Here is a 21,968-nt window from a genome sequence, read left to right as displayed (position 1 = left end):
CACGACGGAGGGAGCGCACCCGCCGTCCGGCCCGCTCACCCTTCGCCCGGCACGTCCCCCACCGCAAACGTCACCGGAATCCCCCCGTTGCTCGTCCGGACGGCATCGGCGAGCGGGATCCCGAGCTGCCCGGTGAGCCGCCGGTCGGCGGAGACGATCGCCAGGCGCCACCCGGGAAACCGCTCCCGAAGCACCGCGCCGGTGCGGGCGTACAGGTTGCGCAGCTCCCCCTCGCCCACCCGCACACCGTACGGCGGATTGGTCACGATCGCCCCGGGAGCCGCACTCCCGCCCGGGGGGGCCAGGTGCGACACGGCGCGCACCGCGAAGGAAATGTCTCCCAGGACGCCGGCGCGCTCGGCGTTGGAACGCGCGGCCTCCACCGCCCCGGCATCGCGGTCGCTGGCCAGGAGGGGGGCGCCGGCGTCCGCGAGCTCGCGCGAGCGCGCCTCCTCGCGAATCCGCGACACCGTGGCCGGGTCCACACCCGGCCACCGCTCCAGGGCGAACGGGCGCCCCACCCCGGGAGCGATCCGGCGTGCCAGCATCGCCCCCTCGATCGCGAGTGTCCCCGCGCCGCAGAAGGGGTCGACCAGCGGGGTGCCCGGTGCCCATCCCGACGCCAGGAGGAGTGCCGCGCCTAACGTCTCCCGCAGCGGAGCCCGCCCGGTCGCCAATCGGTAGCCGCGCTGGTGCAGCAACGCCCCCGAGCTGTCGAGCGAGATCGTGCAGCGATCGTTCAGCAGGCGAACCACCACCAGCTGGGCCTCGCCCCCCTCGTCGGCATCCTCGCCCTCGGCGCCCCCCGTCCCGTGCACCACCCGCCCGGCCAGCGGCGCCAGCACCCCCGCCACCCGCTCCGCCACGGCCCCGGAGTGATACAACCGCGACTTGCGGCAGGTGACGCGCAGCGACACGCCTCGCCCCGGCGCGATCCAGCTCGCCCAGTCGATGCGCGCCGTCCGCTTCTCGAGTTCGTGGAACGTGGCGGCGCGGAACTCGTCGACCCTCACGAGGACGCGGCTGGCCGTACGCAGGTGCACGTTGGCCAGGCAGAGCCCGCGCGCATCGGTCTCGAAGGCGACGCCCGCCGACTCCACCCCCCCCACGGTGAAGCCGAGCCCGACCAGCTCGCGCGCGGCGAGTGGGGCCAGGCCAGGTGCGCTGACGGCGAAGGCCGCATGGCGGGCGGGGGCGGATCGGCGACTCACCGCGGGAAGTCTAATCGACCGCGCCCCTCGCCCAGTGGCACCGCGCGCCGCGACAGGCGAGCTTCCTTGGCATCCATTCGCACCACCCTGCGCGCCCGCGATCCCCGATCGCCCCGGCCAGCGCATCTCCCGTCATGACTATCGCGTGAACTTCTCCTCGCTCGACCTGCACCCGAGCCTCCTCCGGGGGCTCAAGGAACTCGGCTTCACCCGCCCCACCCCCATCCAGTCCGACGCCATCCCGCACGCCCTCGCCGGCCGCGACCTGCTGGCCTGCGCCGCGACGGGGAGCGGGAAGACGGCCGCCTTCCTCCTCCCGATCCTCCACGCGCTGATCGCGCGCCCGCGCGGGACGACGCGGGCCCTCGTCCTCACCCCGACGCGAGAGTTGGCGGCGCAGATCCACGAGGACCTCAACGACCTGGCCGTGCATACGCCCCTCACCGCCGCCGCGATCTTCGGCGGCGTGGGGATGGGGCCCCAGGAACATGCGCTGCGCAGCGGCGTCGACGTGATCGTCGCCACGCCGGGGCGCCTCCTGGACCATCTCAAGCACGCCTACGCCAACCTCGGCCACATCGAGTACCTCGTGCTCGACGAGGCCGACCGCATGCTCGACATGGGGTTCCTCCCCGACATCCGCCGCGTCCTCAAGCAGCTGCCGACCAAGCGGCAGACGCTGTTCTTCAGCGCCACCATGCCCGAACCCATCGGCAAGCTGGCGCACGAGATGCTGAAGTCGCCGGCGAGCATCAACCTCGAGCGCAAGGCGGCCCCCGCCGTGGGGATCACGCAGGCCGTGTACCCGGTGGCGCAGGAGCTCAAGTCGGCGCTGTTGTTGCAGCTGCTGGTGCGCGGGGAGATGCAGGAGGTGCTGGTGTTCACCCGCACCAAGCACCGGGCCGACCGCCTGCAGAAGTTCCTGGCCAGGCACGACATTCCCGCCGAGCGCATCCACGGCAACCGTTCGCAGCCGCAGCGCACCGAGGCGCTCGCCGGCTTCAAGAGCGGGAAGTACCGCGTCCTGGTGGCGACCGACATCGCTGCCCGCGGCATCGACGTGGAGGAGCTGGGGCATGTGGTCAACTTCGACGTCCCGATGGCGCCGGAGGACTACATCCACCGCGTGGGGCGCACCGGGCGGGCCCAGGCCACCGGCGATGCCTTCACGTTCGTCTCGTCCGAGGAGGAGCGCGACCTGGCGGACATCGAGCGCAAGCTCGGCCGCCGGCTGCAACGCGTGACGCTCCCCGACTTCGACTACACCGCCAGGATCGCCGAGAAGCTGGAGGTGTCCCAGGCCGAGCGCGTGGCCAAGTGGCGCGAGCAGAAGGCCCGTGAGCGCGCCAACGCCAAGGCGAAGGCCGAGCGCCGCGAACGGGCGACGGCCGAGGAACAGGCGCGCCGCGACGCCAAGGCGCAGCGCGATGCCGCGCAGCGCCGGCGACAGGAGGAGCAGCGGCAGGGCAGGGACGAACCGCGCAAGCGGCCGGAGGAGTCGCGCAAGCGCCAGGACGATCGCCGGCGCCCCGATGCCGCACCATCCCCCAGGGGCGGGGCGCCTCGCGGGGCGGGACCGGGACGGCGCCGCGGCTGACGGGCGTACGATGCGCTCGCCGGCGTCGCCCCTGCGCGGGACTTCGCCCTACTCGTCGCGTCCAGCCAGTGGAGCCCGACCATGGCGACGACGATGGACCGCATCTTCGGCCGCCCGACGAGCGTCCACCCGACGGGACGCTGACGCACGCCTCGTCATGCCGGGGCGGCGGCGCCAGGGGCGCCGCCGTTCCCGCCTCCCGTCCGCCCCTCCCTACTCCGCCCGGATCGCCAGCACCGGATCGATGCTCGCGGCCCGGCGCGCCGGGACCCACGTGGCCAGCGCGGCCACCACCGCCAGCACCAACGGCACGACGACGTAGGTGAGCGGGTCGAACGCCGCTCCCGCCCCGTACAGCACGCCCCGGATCAGGCGCGCCGCGCCGAGGGCCATCACCAGGCCGATCGCCCCGCCGATCGCCACCATCGTGAGCCCCTGGCGCATCACCATCGCCACGACCTCGCCGCGCGCCGCGCCGATCGCCATGCGGATCCCGATTTCGCGCGTGCGCTGCGAGACGGCGTAGGACATGACGCCATACATCCCCACGGCCGCCAGGAGCAATCCGAGCACCCCGAAGACGCCGAGCGTCGTCCCGGCCAGCCGCGCGGGAAGCAGGGCGAGGCCGAGGAACTCGGACATCGCCTGCACCTCCGAGACCGGGAGGTCGGCGTCGAGCGCGGCCACCTCCGCCCGCAGGGCGGGGACGATGGCGGTGGGCTCCCCGGCCGTGCGCACGACGATCGTCATCTGCCCCCGCCACTCCTGCGCCTGCGGGAAGTACATGTACGCCGTGGGCGCCTCCCCGAGCCGGCGGTACTTCCCGGTGGGGACGACCCCGATCACGGTGCGGTCGCGCCCCCCCGTGCGGACGATGCGCCCGATCGCGTTCCCGTCGGGCCAGAACCGCTTCACGAACTGCTCGTTGACGACGATGGCCTGCGTTGCCGTGCTGTCGTCGCGCCCCTCGAAGCCACGTCCCGCGACGAGCGGGATCCCCAGCGTCTCGAAGTACCCGGGCGACACGACGGAATAGTCGATGTTCATCCCCTCGTTCTCGGCCGGCGTGTAGCCCGGCACGCGCACGCCGCGATCCGAGTTGTAGAGGCCGAGCGGCGGGGAGTTGGTCATCCCCACCCCCTGCACGCCGGGGAGCGCGCGGAGCCGCGCGACGAGCCGCTCGTAGAACTCCTCGCCACGCCCGCGGCCGTACCCCTGCAGCTCCGGGTCGACGGTCGCCATCAGGACACCGTCGCTCACGAATCCCTTGTCGGCGCGCGTGGCGGCCGAGAGGTTGCGCAGGAAGAGCCCCGCGCAGGTGAGAAGGACGAGCGAGAGCGCCATCTGGGCCACCACGAGCGTCCGGCTCAGCCGCGATCGCGACCCTCCCGCGGGCGCCTCGCCCTTGAGCGCCGGGATGAGCGCCGGCCGCGTGGCCTGCAACGCCGGCGCCAGCCCGAACAACACACCCGTCACCAGGGAGATACCTAACGAGAAGAGCAGGACGGGGAGGCTCAGCCGCAGGTCCGGGGTGAAGTCGAGGTCCAGCGGGATCGAGACCCGGTTGGCGAGGGCGATCGCCCACCAGGCCACCAGCAACCCGACGGCGCCGGCCACGATCGAGAAGATGACGCTCTCGGTGAGCAGCTGCCGCACCAGGATCCCGCGGCGCGCCCCGATGCTCAACCGCACCGCCATCTCGCGCCACCGCTCCTGGGCGCGCGACAGGAAGAGGTTGGCGACGTTCACGCATGCCACCAGCAGGAGCATCACCACCACCGCCAGCACCACCCCCGTCAGCCCCAATTGCGCCGAGCGGAACATCGGGTGAATCCCGGCCTCCGCCTGCGGCACGAGGTGGATGCCCGTCTGCGCATACGCATCGGGGTAGTCCTCCTTGAGCTGGGTGGCGAGCGTCGCCATCTGCGCCCGCGCCTGTCCCATGGTGACGCCCGGCTTCAACCGCGCCACGACGTTCAGGAAGTTCTCGTTGCGCCGCTCGGCCGCATCGGCATTGCCGGGGCTCACCTGCTTGAGCTGCGCCAGCGGGACCCACATCTCCGGGGTCACGAGCGGGAGCGGCCCGTGGAAGTCCCGCGGGGTGACGCCGACTACCGTGTACGCCACGCCGTTCACGCGAACGGTGCGCCCGACGATGTCCTCGGCGGCGCCGAACCGGCGCTGCCACGCCGCGTAGCTGAGCACCGCCACCGGATGCGCCAGCTCGCCCACGTCCTCCGACGGGGCGAAGACCCGCCCGCGCACCGCGTCCACGCCAAGGACCGAGAAGAAGTTGGCCGAGACCATCTGCCCCATCACCTGCTCGGGACGCTCCCCCGCCGAGATGCTGAGGCGCGTGAACGCCCAGGCGGCGGCATCGGTGAAGACGTCGCGGCTCCGCTCGCGCAGGTCGCGCCAGTGCGGGATGGAGTTGGAGCCGAATTGCATCCCGCCCGGCCAGGTGCGGTAGATCTGCGCCAGGTCGTTGGCGTCGCGCACCCCCGGAAGGGGGCGGAGCAGGAGCGCATCGACCGCCGAGAAGACCGCGGTGTTGAGCCCGATCCCGAGCGCGAGGGTGGCGACCGCCAGCGCGGTGAACAGCGGCTTCTTGAGAAGCAGGCGGGCGGCGAACCGAACGTCGTGGACGAGTGTCGACATGGCAGGCGGGACGATGGGCGAAACGGGCGACCGGACCTCCGACCGGTCCATACGTCCGCATCCCCCGTCAGGATTCGAAGGCGAGCAGCCGCCCCGCACCCATACAACGTCGTCGCTAGCCCGCGCCCGGCGCGCTGGCGTGCTTCCCTCCGTCCTGCCAGGTCAACTCCCACTCGCAGAAGGCATCGCCCGCGTGCACGCAGCGGACATGCTTGACCCGTGGAGCTTCTCCCCCCGCCAGGAGGAGCGCCTGCCGCAGCCCCCCCGTCTGCCGGCGGCAGAACAACGGGTCCTGCGAGTCGAACCCCGTCAGCCGCAACACCGCGCGTGTCCCCTCTTCCTCCACCACCTCCATGTCACCGGGCGAGTAGTAGAGCTGGAAGAGCGACACGCTCTGCGTGAGGAACTCGTGCGGCGATCGCTTGCGCAGGATGCCGCTGTACAGCCTCACCCCGGTCGACTCGATCGAGTGCGCGCCCGACCGCTCCATCCACTCGGGGTCGCGCCCGCCCAGCCGCGCGTCGGCCGCGCGCCACAGGGCGACCAGGTCTTCGTACGGCAGCTCGGCCGTGGGATCGATCGCGGCAAGGCGGTCCCGCTGCTCCCGTGGAAGCATCGACAGCACCGTTGCTGCCACCTCCGCACCGTGCAGCGCCTCGATGTACGAAAGGGTCGCGCGCACGGTGGCGCCCTTGGTCACTTCGCGTCCCGTCAATGCGTCTCCTCCCCGGCGGCGATGGCCGCCAGTGCGCCACGGTCCACCTTTCCCGAGCCGAGCTTCGGGATCGACGGCAGGACGGTGACCGCCTTCGGCACCTTGTAGCTCGCCAGGCGTGAGCGCGCCCACGCGAGGAGGTCCTCGGCAATCACGGCCGCTCCGCCGCGCGGCACCACGAAGGCGCGCCCCACCTCGCCCCACCGGACATCGCGCACCCCGACCACGACGACTTCCGCGACCGCGTGATGCCCGATCAGCACCGCCTCCACCTCGCCCGGATAAACGTTCTCGCCTCCCGAGATGAACATCTCCTTCCGCCGGCCGCAGATGCGATAGGCACCATCGGCATCCCGCGACGCGAGGTCGCCGGTGTGGAGCCACCCGTCGGCGTCGATCACGTCGGCGGTACGATCGGAGGCGTCGAAGTAGCCCGCGAACATCTGCGGGCCGCGCAGCAGGAGCTCGCCCGCCTCGTCAGGCGCCGGCACCGACCCGTCCGCGCGTGCGAGGCGCATCTCCAGGAAGGGGACCGGCCATCCCACGCTGCCGGCACGCCGCGCCGCCTCGTCCAGCGGCATCGCGAAGCAGTTGGGGCCGCACTCGGTGAGCCCATATCCCTCCTTCATCCCGTAGCCTGCCGCGCGCACGCGTTCCATCACGCTCGCCGGGCATGGCGCGCCACCGGAAATGAAGTGGCGAAGGGACGGTATCGGCGTTCCCCACGCCGCGTCCTCGAGGAGCATGATGAGTTGCGTCGGGACGGTGAGGGCGACGGTGCACCGCTCCTCCGCGAGCTCCTGCAGGAAGGTGGATGGGTCGAAGTGGTCGAAGAGCACCACGCGCCCCCCGCGCTGCCACAGCGGGGTGGCGAAGACGTTCCACCCGCCGGTGTGGAAGAACGGGGTCGCGACAGGCGCGATGTCATCGGCCCCGAGCTCCCAAGCCGTGGTCGTGGCCACGCCGTTGTAGAAGAGCTGGCGATGGGGCAGGATGGCCCCCTTGGGGGCGCCGGTCGATCCGGACGTGTACAGGATGAGCGCTGGATCGTCGGCGGAGAGTCGCTCGTCAGCCGCAATCCGCCGAGGCGCGCCGCGGACGGGAGGGGCGTCGTGCGACTCGGCGAGCTCGAGCCAGGCGGCCCCCGTGGCATCCACCCCTCCCCCTTCCGCCAGCGCCCGGAAGCGTCCCTCGCCCACCACCAGGGCGGGACGGGCATTGCCGACCAGGCGCGCCAGTTCGGGGGCCGCCAGCCGCCAGTTGAGCGGCACGAGCGCCGCGCCCAGGCGCGCGCACGCATGGAGCAGCGCCACCTGCGCCACGCGGGTCCCCGCCAGCGTCGCCACGCGATCGCCGCGCCCCACGCCGTGCATGGCCAGCACGTCGCCCCAGGCGTCGGCGAGCGCATCCAGCTCCGCGTACGTCAGGCGCTGGTCGCGCCGCCGCTCCACCAGCGCGAGGCGCCCCGGGGTCACGCGCCCCCACCAGCGGATGGGGTCGGGGTACGCCGGGAATGCGGGGAGGGGGGAGCTGGCCATGACGCGCCTAACGCCTGCCCGACGAGGCGAAGAAGTCGAGGATCATCGCCGTGGCGGCGGGGCCGCGCGGATCCGTGAAGCTCCCCTCGGGCGCCCCACCAGACCACGCATGCCCCAGCCCGCGCACCATGACGAGCTGCGACAGCGGGGTCCCGTCCTTCGCCCGATACGTCGACCGGCGCACCAGGTATCCCCCCTCCTCGCGCTCCGAGCGATCGGTCGCCCCGCTCGTGGTATCGAGCGGCTGCCCCATCGCGAGGGCATTGGTCAGGAACCACTGTCGCGCCGCCTGCGCACCGTTGATCGGCGCCACGACGGCATCCGCCTCGCCGTGGATGACGAGCGTGGGGATCACCCGCGAACGCCCTCCCATCGCCCGGTGGGCCGACTCCGCGTACGGTTCGGGGCTCGCCACGCCGCGCTGCATCACCCCCACCGCCGCCATCGCCGCGTGTGCCCCCCCGTACACCAGGCCGGAATGCAGCGCCAGCGCGGCGTACCGCTCGGGGTAGGCCGCCGCCACCAGCGCCGCCATCGCGGCTCCTGCCGACAACCCCGCCAGGTACACGCGGTGCGGATCGACCTGGTGGTCGGCCACCACCTGCGACGTGAGCCCGGCGATGATCGACGGCTCCCCGGCATCGCGCCCCTGATGCGCGGGGTCGAACCAGTTCCAGCATCGCTTGGGGTTGTGCGCCACCGGCTGCTCCGGGTACAGCACGAGCCACCCCTTCCGCGCCGCCGCCTCGTGCAGGCGCGTGCCCCGGGCGATGTCGTCGGCGTCCTGCGTGCACCCATGGAGCATCACGACGAGCCCTCGCCGCCCGGCCGCGGCGCTGCCGTCCGGGACGTGGAGCACGTACGGCCGCTCGCCTGCTGCATTCCTGTAGGTTCCCCGGATCACCCGGCCGTTCGCCGGGGGCGATGCGCCGATCCCGGCGCTGCCCGAGGCACGTGCCCGCGGCGGGGCGCCGAGCGCCCCGGCCGCGGCCGCCAGGAGCATCGCGTTGGCCATCGTCCTACCGGTCGTAGCGAACACCGACGAACAGCATCGTGCCGATGGACGGCATGTTGATCATCTCGAGGTGGCGCAAGCCGATGTTGCAGCTGCGCTTGCGCACCAGGGTCCCGGGCGAGACCTGCCCCAGGCGAAGCTCGTAGTCGCCGCTGCGGCACGCGGCGATGTTCTGCAGCGACACGTTGACCTGCGCCCCCAGCGAGGGGAGGCGTCGCCCCAGGGTGAGGTCGAGCGTCTCGAACGTCGGGATGACACCGGCGTTGATCCCCGACCGGAAGTTGTACCCGGTCACGTGGCGCACGGTGAAGCCGCCCAGCAGGTTGCGGGCAGGCGAGTTGAAGTCCATCCCCACGTTCCACTTGACCGGCGTCGTGTTGAGCGCGGTCGCCTCGACCACCGCCGCCGGATCGGTCGGCTTCTTCTCCACGCGGTCGAGCTTCGTGAGGCTCAGCGTCCCCGATGCGGCCACGTTGTCGGTGAAGACCCAGCGCACGCCCGCGTCCACCCCCTCGAGCTTCGCCTTGCCGAGGTTGAGGTACGTCAGCACCGACTGCGCCCCGTTCGGCGACTCCACGCGCTCGCCCTTGGCGTTGTAGGCGAACATCCCCGCCAGGTGCGCGTTGATCGTCACCAGCGGCGAGATGAAGTGCTCGTAGTCCGACCGGTAGTAGGCGGCGTCGATGAACAGCCGGTCCCGCAGGATCCCCTTGTAGCCGAACTCGTACGTGGTGTTGCGCTCGGGTTCGAGCGGCTGGTACGTCGCCACCGTCGTCCCGGCGGCGTTCCGCACCGTGTAGCCGTCCTTGTTGCCGAACACCCCGAACCCTCCCAGCCCCGCCGCCAGCTTCACGAAGTCCGGGGCCGAGAAGTCGGTGTTGAGGAGCGTGGGCGACTTGAAGGCACGGTTGAACGTGACCCGGAACGTCTGGTCGCTCCACGGCGTGTACGTCAGCGCCGCCTTCGGCGAGAACTGCTGGTCGTACAGGTCGTGCTTGTCCAGGCGCGCCGCCAGGATCAGGCGCCACGCGTCGCCAAGCGGCGTCTCGGTCTGTCCGTACGCTCCCACCTGGTTGACGACGATGTCCTTCCCCGTCTCGCGGTCGCTGAGCCACTCGCGGTCGGAGCTCACCCGGTCCTTCCTCACCTGCGCCCCCCACACGACCCGCGTGTCGGCCAGCGGGGCCAGCGTGAAGTTGTTCTGGAGCTCGGCCGCCATCAGCCGCCCGTCGGCCGGCCAATCGGAGAGCTTTGCCACGGAGTCGTCGCTGATCGTCGGCGGGGTCGTGAGGCGCGCCGAGGAGTAGCGGTTGATGGCGTACGAGTCGCCGGACAGGGACTGCGCGAAATAGGTATTGGCATACCAGCGCGGCGACGTCCACTTGAGCTGCGCGTGCCGGTACTGCCAATCCACCAGCTGGTTGCGCCCCACGTTGGTCTGCCCCACGCCGTTCGACTTGCTGTTCCCGAGCGAGAGCTCCACCCGATTGTCGCCGCCATAGTACACCAGCGCCCCCTCGGCGCGAAGGACGTCGGTCTTCCAGTCGACCTTTCCCCCGATCCCCTGCTCACGCACGTTTCCCGCATAGCGCAGCTGGTTCTCGAAGTCGTTGGCCGAGAGGTACTCGCCGCTCAGCTTGTAGCCGAACGTCCCGCTGGTGGTGACGCCGGCGTGGCGCGCCTGGAGGTCCATGAAGCTGTGCGACCCGCCCGCCACCTCCACCGTGGTCCCCTGATACTGCTTCGGATCCTTGGTCTGCAGCGTGAGGACTCCGTTCGAGGCGTCGGGACCGTATAGCGCCGACCCCGGACCGATCAGGACCTCGACGCCGGCCAGGTCGACCTTCGGGATCGTGGTGAAGCCGCCGACGGGGAGGCCGTTCTCGGGGAGGACACCGATGCGCCCATCCTCCATCATCAGCATGCGATTGTTGAACGACGAGTTGAAGCCGCGCGCATTGATGGCCACCGACGTGACGCCCACCTGGATGAAGTCGATCCCCTTCACCTCCTTGAGCGCCGGGGCGAAGGAGTTGCCGACGGAGTTGGCGATCTGCGCCGCCTCCAGCCGCGTGACGGTGGCCGGCGCGTCGGTGAGCTTCTCGACCCGGCGCGACGCCGAGATCACGACCCCCCCCAGCTGCAGCGGCGCCGCCTCGAGCGTCACGTCGACCTCGGTCGCCCCCCCGGCAGTGACCGACACGCCCGCCACCTCGCGCGCACGACTGCCGATGCGCTGCACCCGCAGGGTGTACTGCCCCGTCGGGACGTTGGCGATCGCATAGCGGCCGTTGGCGTCGGTGAAGGCACCATGCCGCGTCCCCACCACGCTCACGCTCGCGTTCTCGAGCGGACGCCGCGCCGAATCCGACACGGTCCCCACGATGCGCCCACCCTGTCCCTGAGCGGCAAGCGGGATCGCTGCCACGATGGCCAGAACGATCAGGACTCGCCGCACCTCACGTGTCACTCTCATCGGATATGCCTCCTTCGGGAGATTTCTCGTCCTGCTTCCGGCCGGCTGGGCACTCGCCCTCCGTCCCCGACACCATCCGGCTCGCGCCGGACCTTCATCGGCCGTCGCCGGCCGCCTCGTCAGGCACCAGCACCAGCGCCTCGCCCTCGATCACCAGCTCGCCTCGCTGGTTGCGGCAGGTGGTCAGCAGTCGCGCTCGCCGCTTCCCCTCATTCCATTCCAGGACCTCCACCCGCGCGGTCACCGTGTCGCCGATCCTGACCGGCCGCGTGAACTTGAGCGTCTGCGACAGGTAGATCGCGCCGGGGCCCGGGAGCCGCATGGCGATGCACGCCGAGATGAAGCCCGCCGACAGCATGCCATGGGCGATGCGCCCGCCGAAGCGCGACGCCGAGGCCCGCACCTCGTCGACGTGCGCGGGATTGAAGTCTCCGGTGATCCCCGCGAAGAGGGTGACGTCACTCTCCGTGACGGTCTTGCTGAACTCCGCGGTCTGTCCCACCTGCAGCGTGGCCATCGGCATGGTCATGTGTCCATCACGAAGCGAATGTCGTCGGCGAGCGTGGCCGCCGCGGAGTCGCGCGTGAGCCACGAGACCGCGAAGAAGACCAGGAGCGAACTCACCAGGGCCAGGGCAGTGGCGGTCACCCCGGCCGGGAAGGTGAAGACCTTGAGGTAGGCCAGCGTCTCGAACACCAGCGTCACCACCAGCCCCGTGGCGATGGAGGCGATCGCGCCGGCGCGCGTCGCCCCGGCCCAGTTGAGCCCGATGGCCAGCGACGGGACGAGCGTCGAGGCAAACAATCCCCAGCCGAAGATCCCGAGGAAGGCGACGAGCGTCCCCGAGAGGCTGGCCACCACGGTGGCGGCCAGCGAAATGGCCACCGTCGACACCCGCCCCCAGAACAGCTCGTTCCGCACCCGCCGCCCGAGGGCCAGCGGGAGGTCGTGCGTGAGGGCGGCAGCGCCGACGCTCATGAACGAGTTCACGGTGCTCATGATGGCCGCCGCGACGCCGGCAAAGACCACCGCCGACAGCAGCAGCGGCGTGAAGCCGAGCAGGAACGTCGGCGTGGCGTCGTCCGCCCGGGCCAGCGGGGCGATCTCCCCGCGCACCACCAACGCCTTGACCGCCAGCCCGACCCCGATGAAGAGGAGCTGGCTGATCACGATCGCCCATCCCATGATCAGCGGGTACCACTTGAGCTTCCGCGGGTCGCGCAGCATGTAGAACTTGTGCACCACGTGCGGCTGCCCTAACGACCCGATCCCGAAGACGAAGAAGAACGAGAGCGCGGCAAGCGGGGTCATCTTCCCCCAGGGGGCCAGGAAGGGGGCATCGGCAGGGAGGATCGTCGCGGCGAAGCCCGCTTCCCCCCCGCCCACCTTGAGCGTGTACACGAAGACCAGGACCGACGCGGCCGCCATCACCCCCCCCTGGAAGAGGTCGGTGTACACGCCCGCCAGGATCCCCCCCGACACCGAGTACGCCAGCGTGATCGCCATCCCGATCCACAGCCCCGCCGTGAGCCCGGTGCCGAAGATCGCGTCGATCACCAGGCCGAGCGCCAGGATGTTGGTCGCCATGTAGCCGACGATCGCCACCAGCATCGCCACCGCCGAGAGCCCGCGGGCCAGTCGGGAGTCGAAGCGCGCGTCGATGGCATCGGGGACGGTGATGAGCCCGCGCAGCTCCCCGAGCAGCCGGACGCGCTTGGCCATGGTCCACGCGCCTAACGTACCGGTCACGCCGATGGGGAGGATGATGAAGACCGCGCCCAGCCCCAGCGTGTACACCAGCCCCGGACCGCCGATGAAGGCGAAGCCGGACAGCGTCGCGGCCATCGCCGCGATCGCCATCGTCCAGAGGCCGATCCCCTGCCCGGCCACGAAGAAGTCGCTCGCGCTGTGCGTCCGGCGCGCGGCCCAGACGCCGATCCCGGCGACGATCGCGAAGTAGACCAGCGCGACGGCGACGATCGTCGGCTGCGCCGGCAGCGCGAGCGCCCCTCCCTGGAGCAGGGCATCGAGGGTCGGCGCCATCAGGGCTCGCCCCTCCCGTGGCGCGCGGCGTGCTCCGCCGCCAGCTCGCGCACGCGCGCCAGGTCCTCCTCGCGCAGCGTCATGTCGTCGAAGGTGCGGGCATAGGCCAGGGGGAGCACGATCAGCGGCACGAGCCCGATCCCGTACAGGACGAGCGCCGCGCGTACGGGGAGCCCGAGGACGACGAGCGACCCGCTCCCCTCCTGCGGGAGGAGGAGGGCGGCGCCGAAGCCCGCGACGATCACGACGAACGTGATGGCCAGCGGGATCGCGATCCGTCCCACGCCACCGTTGCGGCGCACCGCTCCCAGCACCATCAGCGACACCACCATCGTCGCCAGCCCCGCGACCATGCACCACGCCCCCCATTCCGTCCCGCCGGGGAGGAAGGCGGACAGGTAGGCGGCGGCGATGCCGCACGTCGCGCAGAACGTCGCGCCGATCGCGACCCGTCTCGTCATGGGGATTCCTCGTACAGCGCGTCGATGAGCGCGGCATGGCGCGATGCCACCGCGGCGCGCCGCACCTTGAATGTCGCGGTGAGCTCTCCCGCCTCGACGGTGAGGGGATGCGGGAGGATGGCGAACGTGCGCACCTGCTCCGGGCGCGAGACGTCGGCGTTCACGCGCGCCACCTCGCGCCCGATCGCCTCGCGCAGCGCGGGGTGGCGGACCAGCGACGCGGCGTCCCCGGCGATCCCCCGGGCACGCTGCCACTGCGTCACGAGCGGCCAGCGGGGGGCGATGAGGGCGACCAGGTAGGGGCGTCCCTCGCCGTGCACGACCGCGTGCTCGATGAGTGCCCCCTCGCACAGGCGTGCTTCCAGCGGGAGCGGCGCCACCTTCTTCCCGTTGGAGAGCACGATCATCTCCTTCGACCGCCCGGTGATCCGGAGGAAGCCCTCGGCGTCCAGCGTCCCGAGGTCGCCGGTGTGGAGCCACGCGCCGTCGTCGGTGAACGCCGCCGCCGTCTCGGCGTCGCGCCGGTGGTATCCCGAGAAGGTGAGCGCCGAGCGGCGCACCTGCACCTCGCCGTCAGGGGCAATCCGGAGCGTGGTCCCCGGCATCGGGAGCCCCACCGCGTCGTGCCGGTACCGCTCCGGGCGGTTGAAGGCGACGCACAGGTGCTCGGTCTGCCCATACGCCCCCAGGACGGTGACACCGCACGCGTCGAGGTACTCCGCGACTTCCGCCGGGAGCGCCGCCCCGCCCGACGTCGCCAGCCGCAACGCCGGGCCGAAGTGGCGCTCCAGGACCGGGGCGATCACCGCGCGCTCCGCGCGCCACCGCCCCTCCAGCGACGCCGGCACGGCCTCCCCCCGCTGCCGCAGGCGCGCGCGCTCCCGCCCCAGCGCCAGCGCCGCATCCCACCGCGCCGCCACCGCCGCCGTGACCTCGCCGCGCGCGGCCAGGAGCCGCTCGTAGACCTTCTCGAAGTGCCGCGGCACGCCGCCGAACAGCGATGGGGCCACCGCCACCCCGGCGTCCCAGATGTGTGCCGGGTCGCCCACCAGCGTCGCCGGCATCCCGCAGGCAATGCGCGTGTGGAGGCCGAATATCCGCTCGGCGGAGTGGCAGAAGGGGAGGAACGAGAGCGCGGAGTCGCCGCTCGTCAGGCCGAGCGTGTCGCGCACCGACTGCGCCGACGCCAGCACCGTGCGGTGCGAAAGGCGCGCCCCCTTGGCCACCCCGGTCGACCCGGACGTGTAGATCAGCATCGCGATGTCGTCGGGGCGAAGTGCCGCCATCCGCCGGGCAACGTCGCCGTCCGCCCCCGCCCCGCGCGCCTCGCGTCCATCGGCGACGAACGCCGCCCACCCCGTCTCGCGCACCGCCGGGGCGGCGGGATCGCGCAGCAGGGCGGGCGCCACGTCGGCCACGACCAGGAGGGGCGAGGCCAGCCCCTCCGCCGCCTGGCGCGCCTTGTCCAGCTGCGCCGGCGTGTCGACCACGAGGACCGCCGCCTCGGCGTCGAGGAGGAGCTCGCGCAGCTGCGACGCCGACGCCGTCGGGTAGATCCCGACCGTCACCATCCCCGCCTCGAGCGCCCCCAGCTCGGCGAGGGGCCAGAGGATCGTGTTCCCGGCCAGGATCGCGACCGTGGCGCCCGGCGTGCCGCCAGCCGCAACAAGGGCCGCCGCCACGTCGAGCGCCCCCTCGCGCCACTCGCGCCAGCTGAGCCCCCTCGCCACCCCGCCCGTCGCCGGGTCGTACTCGCCCAGGGCCCGCGCGTCGCCCGAGGCCGCGACACGGTCGCGGAACAGGACCGGGACGGTGCCGTCGAGCCGCATCACCTCCCCTCCGCACGGCCCGGGCGCCACTCGAGCGCGACGCACCCCATCGCCAGCCCCGCACCCGACCCCGTCATCATCACCAGGTCGCCCGCAGCCACGCGCCCCGCGCGCACCGCGTCGTCGAGCGCCATCGGGATGCACGCCGCCCCCGTGTACCCCCACTTCCCCATCACCGTGTGTGCCCTGTCCATCGGGACCCCGAGCTGCTCCATCACGACGCGGATCGTCGAGAGGTTCACCTGCGTCCACAGCCAGAGGTCCACCTGCGCCACCTCGCGTCCGGCGCGCGCCAGGACGGACCGCACGATGCGCGGCCACCCCTCCTCGTTCACCTCCTTCGGGTACTTCTGCACGAAGCGCAGCTTGTTGCGCACCCCGTGGCGCAGCACCTCCTCGGTGATGGGCTCCTTCGTCCCGCCGGCGAACACCCCCATCCCCTCGCAGTAGCGCCCGTCGGCAAACAGTTCGCTGGCGAGCACGCCGGGACGATCGCTCGCCTCGATCACCGTGGCGCCGGCGCCGTCGGCGAAGATCGTCGCGGTCTTCTTGTCGTGCAGGTCCAGGAACCTGGACATCGCGTAGGCCGCCACGACGAGGATGCGTGCGTACCGCTCGTCGGCGCGGATGAACTTGGCGGCGATGTCGAGGGCGGTGACGTAGCCGGCGCAGCCGCAGTTCACGTCGAAGGTCCCGGCACGCCTGGTGCCCAGCCGGCCGTGCAGCACCGACGAGGTGGCGGGCGAGATGTACTCGGGGGTGTCGGTAGCGACGATGAGGAGGTCGATGTCGGCGGCCGTGAGCCCCGCGGCCGCCAGCGCCTGGCGCGCCGCCGGGACGCACAGGTCGACCGTGGACTCGTCAGGCGCGCAGAAGTGTCGCTCGCGAATTCCCAGCGTCTCCGACACGAAGGGGTCCACCGGCACGCCGAGGATGCGCTCCAGCTCGGCGTTGCGCACGACGCGCGCGGGGACGTGGCTCCCCGTCCCCGTGATGACGGCGTGGCGCACGGCGTGGCGCACGACGTGGCGCACGGCGCTCATGCGCCCTCCGGCGCGGGGGCGGTCGTCCCTCGTGGCACGAGGCGCACGGGGAGCGGACGCCCCTGCTGGCCGCCAGCCGCAACCGCCTCGCCCGACAGCTCGCGGATGAGGAGGCGGGCCGCCCGTGCCCCCAGCTCGCGCGCGGGGATGGCGATGGTGGTGAGCTCCGGGGTCACCAGCTGGGCCAGCTCGATGTCGTCGCATCCCACGACCGAGACGTCTCCCGGGACGGCGACACGCGCCCGGGCGCACGCCTTGAGCGCCCCGAGCGCGACGAGGTCGTTGGCGCAGAAGACGGCGGTGGGGCGCGGGCGAACGGCGAGCAGCTCGCGCATTCCGCGCATTCCGCCGGCCACGGTCGCGCTCGCGCGTCGCAGGCATGGCGACTCCAGCGTCACGCCGGCCGCGCGCAGCGTCCGGGTGAAGCCGCGCTCCCGCAACCGGAAGGCACTGGCGTCGACGGCTGGCCCGATGAAGGCGAGTCGCCGGTGGCCGAGCGACAGGAGGTGGCGCGCCGCCTCCTCCCCGGCGCGCTCGGCGTCGCTCACGATGCCGGGATAGTGCTCCAGGGCCTCGTCCACCAGGACGACGTTGATCCCGGACAGCGCCTCGGGTGTCAGCGCCGCCGCGCCGACGGCGTCGAGGATCACGCCGTCGATCTGCCGCGACTTGAGGGCGTCGAGGTGATCTTCGGCGGAGGTCTCGCCGGCCTCGCACAGGAAGACGGCGTAGCCCGCCTTGGCGGCCACCTTCTCGGCGCCGCTGACCACCGCCGCGAAGAATGGGTTGGCGAGATCGGGGACGACGACGCCCAGGGCGAAGGACCGGCGCCTGACGAGCCCCTGCGCCAGGACGTTCGGGCGATATCCCAGCTCCTCGGCGGCCCGCAGGACGCGCGTGCGGGTGGCGGCGGAGACGCGCGCCTTGGGGTTCCCCGACAGGACCTGGGAGACCGTGGGCTGCGAGACGCCGGCGCGGGCAGCGACGTCATGCGCCGTAGCGCGCGCGGATGGCTTCTGGGGGGTAGTCACAGGCGCGCTAATACGTATTAGCACGTCGAATCTGTCAAGACTCAGCTTCGAGTCGCTCCCCCATCCGGCCTATTGCTGCCGGGCGAAACGCGCAACGGAGAGCCAGCTTGAGCGCTAATTTTGCGCCACTTACGCGCCACTTACCACACTGTTACACGCCAGTAGACGCTCAACTACGCGATTACGCCGGCACCCTCGCCGAGGACGCGCCCGCCGGCTTCGCGCGTGCCCTTGCCCGTGCTCGCCACACGCGCCACCCCAGGAGCGATGCGAAGACGATCCCGAAGAGCGCGGGTTCGGTCACATCCTTCTTCACGGACATCCAGTAATGCACCAGCCCGAGGACGGCGCTGACGTAGACCAGCCGGTGGATCGCATTCCAGCGCCGGTTCCCGAGGCGACGGATCCACCCCTTGGTCGACGTCACGGCGAGCGGGACCATCAGGGCGAGCGCGGTCATCCCGATGGTGATGTACAGGCGCTTCGCCACGTCCTCGATCATGTCGCGCCAGGTGAGCTCCACGTCGAGGACGGCGTAGATCACCAGGTGCGTGCACGCATAGAAGAAGGCGAACAGCCCGAAGGTGCGGCGGTAGCGGATCAGCCATCCCTGTTGCAGCAACCGCACCGCCGGCGTGATGGCGAGCGACAGCGCGAGGAAGCGGAGCGTCCACTTCCCCGTGAAGTGCTCGCCCTCCTTGATGGGGTTGGAGCCCAGGTAGCGCGTCCCGGTGAAGAAGTCCGACGCCAGGGCTCCGGCGACGAAGACGAACGGCAGGAGCGACAGCGCGAAGACGAGCGCCGGGAGCCAGCGAGGGTGTCGCACGCCGGCTCAGTAGAACTTCCGCAGGTCCATCCCGCCGTACAGCGACGCCACCTGCTGCGCATACCCGTTGAACATCAGCGTGTCGCGCCGCCGGAACTCGCCGATGCGCCGTTCCTTGGCCTGCGACCAGCGCGGGTGGTCGACCGTGGGATTCACGTTGGCGTAGAAGCCGTACTCGCCCGGGTTGGCCACGTTCCACGCCGTCTTCGGCATCGTTTCCGTGAAGCGGATCTTCACGATCGACTTGCAGCTCTTGAAGCCGTACTTCCACGGGACGACGTGACGGAGCGGCGCCCCGTTCTGGTTGGGGAGCATCTTCCCGTAGACTCCGACGGCGAAGATCGTGAGCGGGTGCATCGCCTCGTCCAGGCGCAACGCCTCGACGTACGGCCAGTCGAGGATGGGCGAGCGCTGCCCCGGCATCTGCTTGGGGTCGAGCAGCGTGGTGAACTCCACGTATTTCGCCGAGCCTAACGGCTGCACGCGCTTGATGAAGTCGGCCATCGGGAAGCCGAGCCACGGGATCACCATGGACCAGGCCTCGACGCAGCGGTGGCGGTAGATCCGGTCCTCGAGCTTGTGCGGCTTGAGGAAGTCCTCGAGCGCGTAGCGCCCCGGCTTGGCGACGAGCCCCTCGACCGCCACGCTCCACGGCTTGGTGCGGAACTTCTGCGCGTGGTCGGCCGGGTCGCTCTTGTCGGTCCCGAACTCGTAGAAGTTGTTGTAGCCGGTCACGTCCTCCCATGGCGTGAGCTCGGGCTTGAGCTCCGCGCCGCCGATGCTCGTCCCCTGCTGCGGCGGTTGCGCCCGCGCGTCGCGTGAGGCGAGCGCCATTCCGGCGATCCCGAGGCCGAGGAGCCCCGCGTCCTTGAGGAATTGCCGGCGGTTCTCGTAGTGCGACTCGCTGGTGATCTCGGATGGGGCGATGGGGAGGGCGTCGGGAGTGCGCAGGAGCATGGGAGGGACGACGAGGGGCGGGAGAGAAGCGGGAGTGGAGCGGAAGAGGAGCCGGAGAGCGGCGTACGACGATGGGCGTGAAGGGACGTACCGCGGGAGCCGGCGGGAGGTTCCTCGGCGCCTTCCTCTCGTCAACGATCGAGAGGGGGCGAGGGTTCGCGCGCGAACCCGTCACCCCCTCTGGAGTTCGAACAGGCGCCGCAGGTGCCGCGCCGCCCACGACGGTGGCCGGGGCGGGCGGCTCCGCCGGCTACGGCGTGGGCGGCTTGAGCTCGTACTGGGGCGGCGGCTCGATGCCCAGCAGGTGCTTCACGAAGTAGTCCCAGGTGCGACGCACCCAATACGCCTCGCCGGCGTAGCCGTGGTTGCGATTGGGCATCACCACGAGGTCGAAGTCCTTGTTGTGCTTGATGAGCTCGTCGATGAGGAGCTGCGTCGAGACGGGGTGCACGTTGTCGTCGAGCGTCCCGTAGGAGAGGAGGAGCTTCCCCTGGAGGTTCTTCGCCAACCGCCAGTTGGACTGCGAGTCGAAGGTGTCGACGGTGTCGCTCAGCTGGCGCCGCAGCCCCTGGTACTTCTCGCCCCAGGTGAAGTCGTAGCTGCGGTTGTCGTGGTTCCCGGCCGACGAGACGGCGACCTTGAAGAAGTCGGGGTAGCGGAGGATCGCGTCGGTCCCGGAGAAGCCGCCGCCGGAGTGGCCGTAGATCCCGACGCGCCCCAGGTCCACCTGCGGGTGGCGCGCCGCCAGCTGCTTGATGGTCGCGATGTGGTCGGGGAGGCCGTTGTCGCCCATGTTGCCGTAGTAGGCATCGTGGAAGGCCTTCGACCGCCCCGGGCTGCCTAACGCATCGACCTGCACCACGAAGAAGCCGAGCTCGGCGAGGGCGTTGGCCGCGCCGCCGGGGCGGGAGGCGAACTGCCGCTGTCCGATGGCCCCCACCTGCGGCCCCGGGTAGATGTAGTCGATGATGGGGTAGGACTTCGTCGAGTCGAAGCGGGCCGGGCGCCAGAGGAGTCCGCGCAGCTCGGTCACCCCGTCGCGGGCGCGCACGGTGAACGGTTCGGGGGGGCGATAGCCCGCCGCCACCAGGCGCGAGATGTCGGCGGCCTGGATCTCCTTCACCACCGTCCCGTCCAGGCGCCGTAGCAGCGAGACCGGGGGGCGCTCGGGGCGGGCCACCACGTCCACGAGGTAGCGGCCGCCAGGCGCAACGGTGACCTCGTGGTCGGCGTCCTCCTTCGTCAGCAGCTCCACGGCGGAGCCGTCGAGGCGGGCGCGGTACAGGTGCCGGAAATACGGGTCGCGCCCCTCCTCGCGCCCGCGCGCGGTGAAGTACGCATACCGTTGCACCTCATCGACCCACACCAGGTCGCTCACCATCCAGTCGCCGCCGGTGATGCGGTTCTTCACCGCCCCGGTGGCCCCGTCCACCAGGTACAGGTGCCCCCACCCGTCGCGCTCCGACCACCAGACGAACTCGCGCCCCCCGCCCACCGGACGCCAGTTGGGGATGCCCCCCGAGTTCTGGTTGGTCTCCACGAACGTCTTCGAACGCTCGGTGAGGATCGTGCGCGCCGTGCCGCTGCGGGCGTCGGCCAGGACGAGCGAGAGCTCGTCGAAGCCGCGCTTCCCCGCCGTGAACGCCACGGCGTCATTCGTCGCCCAGCGCACGTCCTTCCAGACGGTATCGGTCGCCAGCCAGCAGCACGAGGTGTTGACCGCGTCCATCGCCGGCACGCCGAGCTTCACCGCGCGGCGTCCCTCCACGTCCAGGACGTACAGGTCGTAGCGCGGGATCACCGAGTCGCCGGGGAGAGCATAACGATACGAGTGGAGGATCGGGGCGGGATTCTTCGTCTCCAGCAGGTGCATCAGGCGCACGTTGCGCTGGTCCCACTTGTGGGTCACCAGGCGCCTCGAGTCGGGCGACCAGAGGACGTAGGGACGCAGCTCGACCTTGTTGCGGACGACGGTGACCTGCTGGCAGCAGCCGATGTTCGCCAGCCCGTATCCCCAGTCGGGCGTCCCGTCGGTCGTCAGCTGCACCTCCTCGCCCCCGCCCGCCGGGCGCACGTAGATGTTCCCCGCGCGCTCGGTGGCGATCCACTTCCCGTCGGGCGACCTCACCTCGCTCGCCTTGTCGACCGCCGTCGTATCGGGGCCGGTGCAGGCGTACGTCGTGACGTCGCACGTCCAGGACTTCCCCTTGGACACGGCGAAGCGGATCGCCTTCTCGCCGTCGACCCAGGTGAACTGGGTGAAGGGGAGCTTGCCCGCGTCGTACGACGTGTCGGCCGCCTGCGACAGCGCGGCCGCGAGGCGCGCATGGTCGAAGGCGGGGCGCCGCGTCCCGGTCGCCATCTCGACGACCACGAACTCCCACCCCTTCGCCGCGCGGTTGCGGAACCAGAATCGGTCGCCGCTCATCCAGCGCGGGCGCACCGCGTCGTTGGTCACCAGCTCGGTCGCGTTCCACGGCAGGAGCTGCTCGGCCCGCGCATAGTCCGCGCGGGTCCCCTGCGCCTGGACCGGCGCAGCGATGACGGGGAGCATGGCCAGCGCCATCA

The 21,968-nt window shown here is 71.4% G+C and carries 16 protein-coding genes; 1 reads left to right on the top strand and 15 read right to left on the bottom strand.

Features of this window, described 5'->3' with window-relative positions:
• Nucleotides 1–35: 35 nt before the first annotated feature.
• Nucleotides 36–1,211, bottom strand: a complete 1,176-nt coding sequence (locus ABS52_06870; protein ID ODT04094.1) for a hypothetical protein — start codon at nucleotides 1,209–1,211, stop codon at nucleotides 36–38.
• A 145-nt stretch (nucleotides 1,212–1,356) separates the two neighbouring features.
• Here ABS52_06870 and ABS52_06865 point away from each other — a divergent pair, with 145 nt between their 5' ends.
• Entirely contained in the window at nucleotides 1,357–2,808 is a 1,452-nt protein-coding gene (locus tag ABS52_06865) for an RNA helicase (GenBank protein ODT04093.1), read from the top strand.
• A gap of 213 nt (nucleotides 2,809–3,021) precedes the next feature.
• Here the strand turns inward: ABS52_06865 and ABS52_06860 are convergent, their stop codons facing one another.
• The 14 genes from ABS52_06860 to ABS52_06795 all read right to left on the bottom strand — a co-directional run bounded on the left by ABS52_06860 (nucleotide 3,022) and on the right by ABS52_06795 (nucleotide 21,954).
• Nucleotides 3,022–5,466 carry a hypothetical protein gene (locus tag ABS52_06860; protein ODT04092.1) on the bottom strand — a complete coding sequence of 815 codons (2,445 nt, stop codon included), beginning with the start codon at nucleotides 5,464–5,466 and terminating at the stop codon, nucleotides 3,022–3,024.
• 115 nt (nucleotides 5,467–5,581) lie between these two features.
• A complete protein-coding gene (locus ABS52_06855) occupies nucleotides 5,582–6,166 on the bottom strand; it encodes a hypothetical protein (protein ID ODT04091.1) in 585 nt (194 codons plus the stop codon).
• 11 nt (nucleotides 6,167–6,177) lie between these two features.
• Entirely contained in the window at nucleotides 6,178–7,719 is a 1,542-nt protein-coding gene (locus ABS52_06850; GenBank protein ID ODT04090.1) for a hypothetical protein, read from the bottom strand.
• Nucleotides 7,720–7,726: 7 nt separating this feature from the next.
• Nucleotides 7,727–8,734, bottom strand: coding sequence for a hypothetical protein (locus ABS52_06845; GenBank protein ODT04089.1), 1,008 nt, complete (start codon nucleotides 8,732–8,734; stop codon nucleotides 7,727–7,729).
• A 4-nt stretch (nucleotides 8,735–8,738) separates the two neighbouring features.
• A complete protein-coding gene (locus ABS52_06840; GenBank protein ID ODT04088.1) occupies nucleotides 8,739–11,192 on the bottom strand; it encodes a hypothetical protein in 2,454 nt (817 codons plus the stop codon).
• 112 nt (nucleotides 11,193–11,304) lie between these two features.
• The gene (locus tag ABS52_06835) at nucleotides 11,305–11,739 is read right to left on the bottom strand and encodes an enoyl-CoA hydratase (protein ID ODT04087.1); all 435 of its coding nucleotides are present in this window, start codon (nucleotides 11,737–11,739) and stop codon (nucleotides 11,305–11,307) included.
• Nucleotides 11,736–13,253: a hypothetical protein gene (locus tag ABS52_06830; protein ID ODT04086.1), complete on the bottom strand. Its 1,518-nt coding sequence runs from the start codon at nucleotides 13,251–13,253 to the stop codon at nucleotides 11,736–11,738. Before ABS52_06830 ends, ABS52_06835 begins: the two co-directional genes overlap by 4 nt.
• The gene (locus tag ABS52_06825) at nucleotides 13,253–13,714 is read right to left on the bottom strand and encodes a hypothetical protein (GenBank protein ID ODT04085.1); all 462 of its coding nucleotides are present in this window, start codon (nucleotides 13,712–13,714) and stop codon (nucleotides 13,253–13,255) included. The genes ABS52_06830 and ABS52_06825 overlap by 1 nt, the downstream gene beginning before the upstream one ends.
• Nucleotides 13,711–15,573 carry a hypothetical protein gene (locus ABS52_06820; GenBank protein ID ODT04084.1) on the bottom strand — a complete coding sequence of 621 codons (1,863 nt, stop codon included), beginning with the start codon at nucleotides 15,571–15,573 and terminating at the stop codon, nucleotides 13,711–13,713. Before ABS52_06820 ends, ABS52_06825 begins: the two co-directional genes overlap by 4 nt.
• Entirely contained in the window at nucleotides 15,543–16,553 is a 1,011-nt protein-coding gene (locus ABS52_06815; GenBank protein ID ODT04142.1) for a 3-ketoacyl-ACP synthase, read from the bottom strand. The genes ABS52_06820 and ABS52_06815 overlap by 31 nt, the downstream gene beginning before the upstream one ends.
• Nucleotides 16,554–16,582: 29 nt before the next feature.
• Entirely contained in the window at nucleotides 16,583–17,617 is a 1,035-nt protein-coding gene (locus ABS52_06810; GenBank protein ODT04083.1) for a hypothetical protein, read from the bottom strand.
• A gap of 181 nt (nucleotides 17,618–17,798) precedes the next feature.
• Nucleotides 17,799–18,443 carry a hypothetical protein gene (locus ABS52_06805; protein ID ODT04082.1) on the bottom strand — a complete coding sequence of 215 codons (645 nt, stop codon included), beginning with the start codon at nucleotides 18,441–18,443 and terminating at the stop codon, nucleotides 17,799–17,801.
• A 6-nt stretch (nucleotides 18,444–18,449) separates the two neighbouring features.
• Nucleotides 18,450–19,400: a mononuclear molybdenum enzyme YedY gene (locus ABS52_06800; protein ID ODT04081.1), complete on the bottom strand. Its 951-nt coding sequence runs from the start codon at nucleotides 19,398–19,400 to the stop codon at nucleotides 18,450–18,452.
• 250 nt (nucleotides 19,401–19,650) lie between these two features.
• Complete coding sequence (locus ABS52_06795; GenBank protein ID ODT04141.1) at nucleotides 19,651–21,954, bottom strand: hypothetical protein; 2,304 nt, start codon at nucleotides 21,952–21,954, stop codon at nucleotides 19,651–19,653.
• Between the last annotated feature and the right edge of the window lie 14 nt (nucleotides 21,955–21,968).

The sequence above is a fragment of the Gemmatimonadetes bacterium SCN 70-22 genome, assembly GCA_001724275.1.
Classification (GTDB): Bacteria; Gemmatimonadota; Gemmatimonadetes; order Gemmatimonadales; family Gemmatimonadaceae; genus SCN-70-22.
This window is presented reverse-complemented; position numbering and strand designations above follow the sequence as displayed.

Coding starts and splice junctions, on each gene's coding strand:
- ABS52_06860 (ODT04092.1), bottom strand. CDS start 5,466: ATGTCGACACTCGTCCACGACGTTCGGTTCGCCGCCCGCCTGCTTCTC.
- ABS52_06850 (ODT04090.1), bottom strand. CDS start 7,719: ATGGCCAGCTCCCCCCTCCCCGCATTCCCGGCGTACCCCGACCCCATC.
- ABS52_06845 (ODT04089.1), bottom strand. CDS start 8,734: ATGGCCAACGCGATGCTCCTGGCGGCCGCGGCCGGGGCGCTCGGCGCC.
- ABS52_06835 (ODT04087.1), bottom strand. CDS start 11,739: ATGACCATGCCGATGGCCACGCTGCAGGTGGGACAGACCGCGGAGTTC.
- ABS52_06830 (ODT04086.1), bottom strand. CDS start 13,253: ATGGCGCCGACCCTCGATGCCCTGCTCCAGGGAGGGGCGCTCGCGCTG.
- ABS52_06825 (ODT04085.1), bottom strand. CDS start 13,714: ATGACGAGACGGGTCGCGATCGGCGCGACGTTCTGCGCGACGTGCGGC.
- ABS52_06800 (ODT04081.1), bottom strand. CDS start 19,400: ATGCTCCTGCGCACTCCCGACGCCCTCCCCATCGCCCCATCCGAGATC.
- ABS52_06795 (ODT04141.1), bottom strand. CDS start 21,954: ATGCTCCCCGTCATCGCTGCGCCGGTCCAGGCGCAGGGGACCCGCGCG.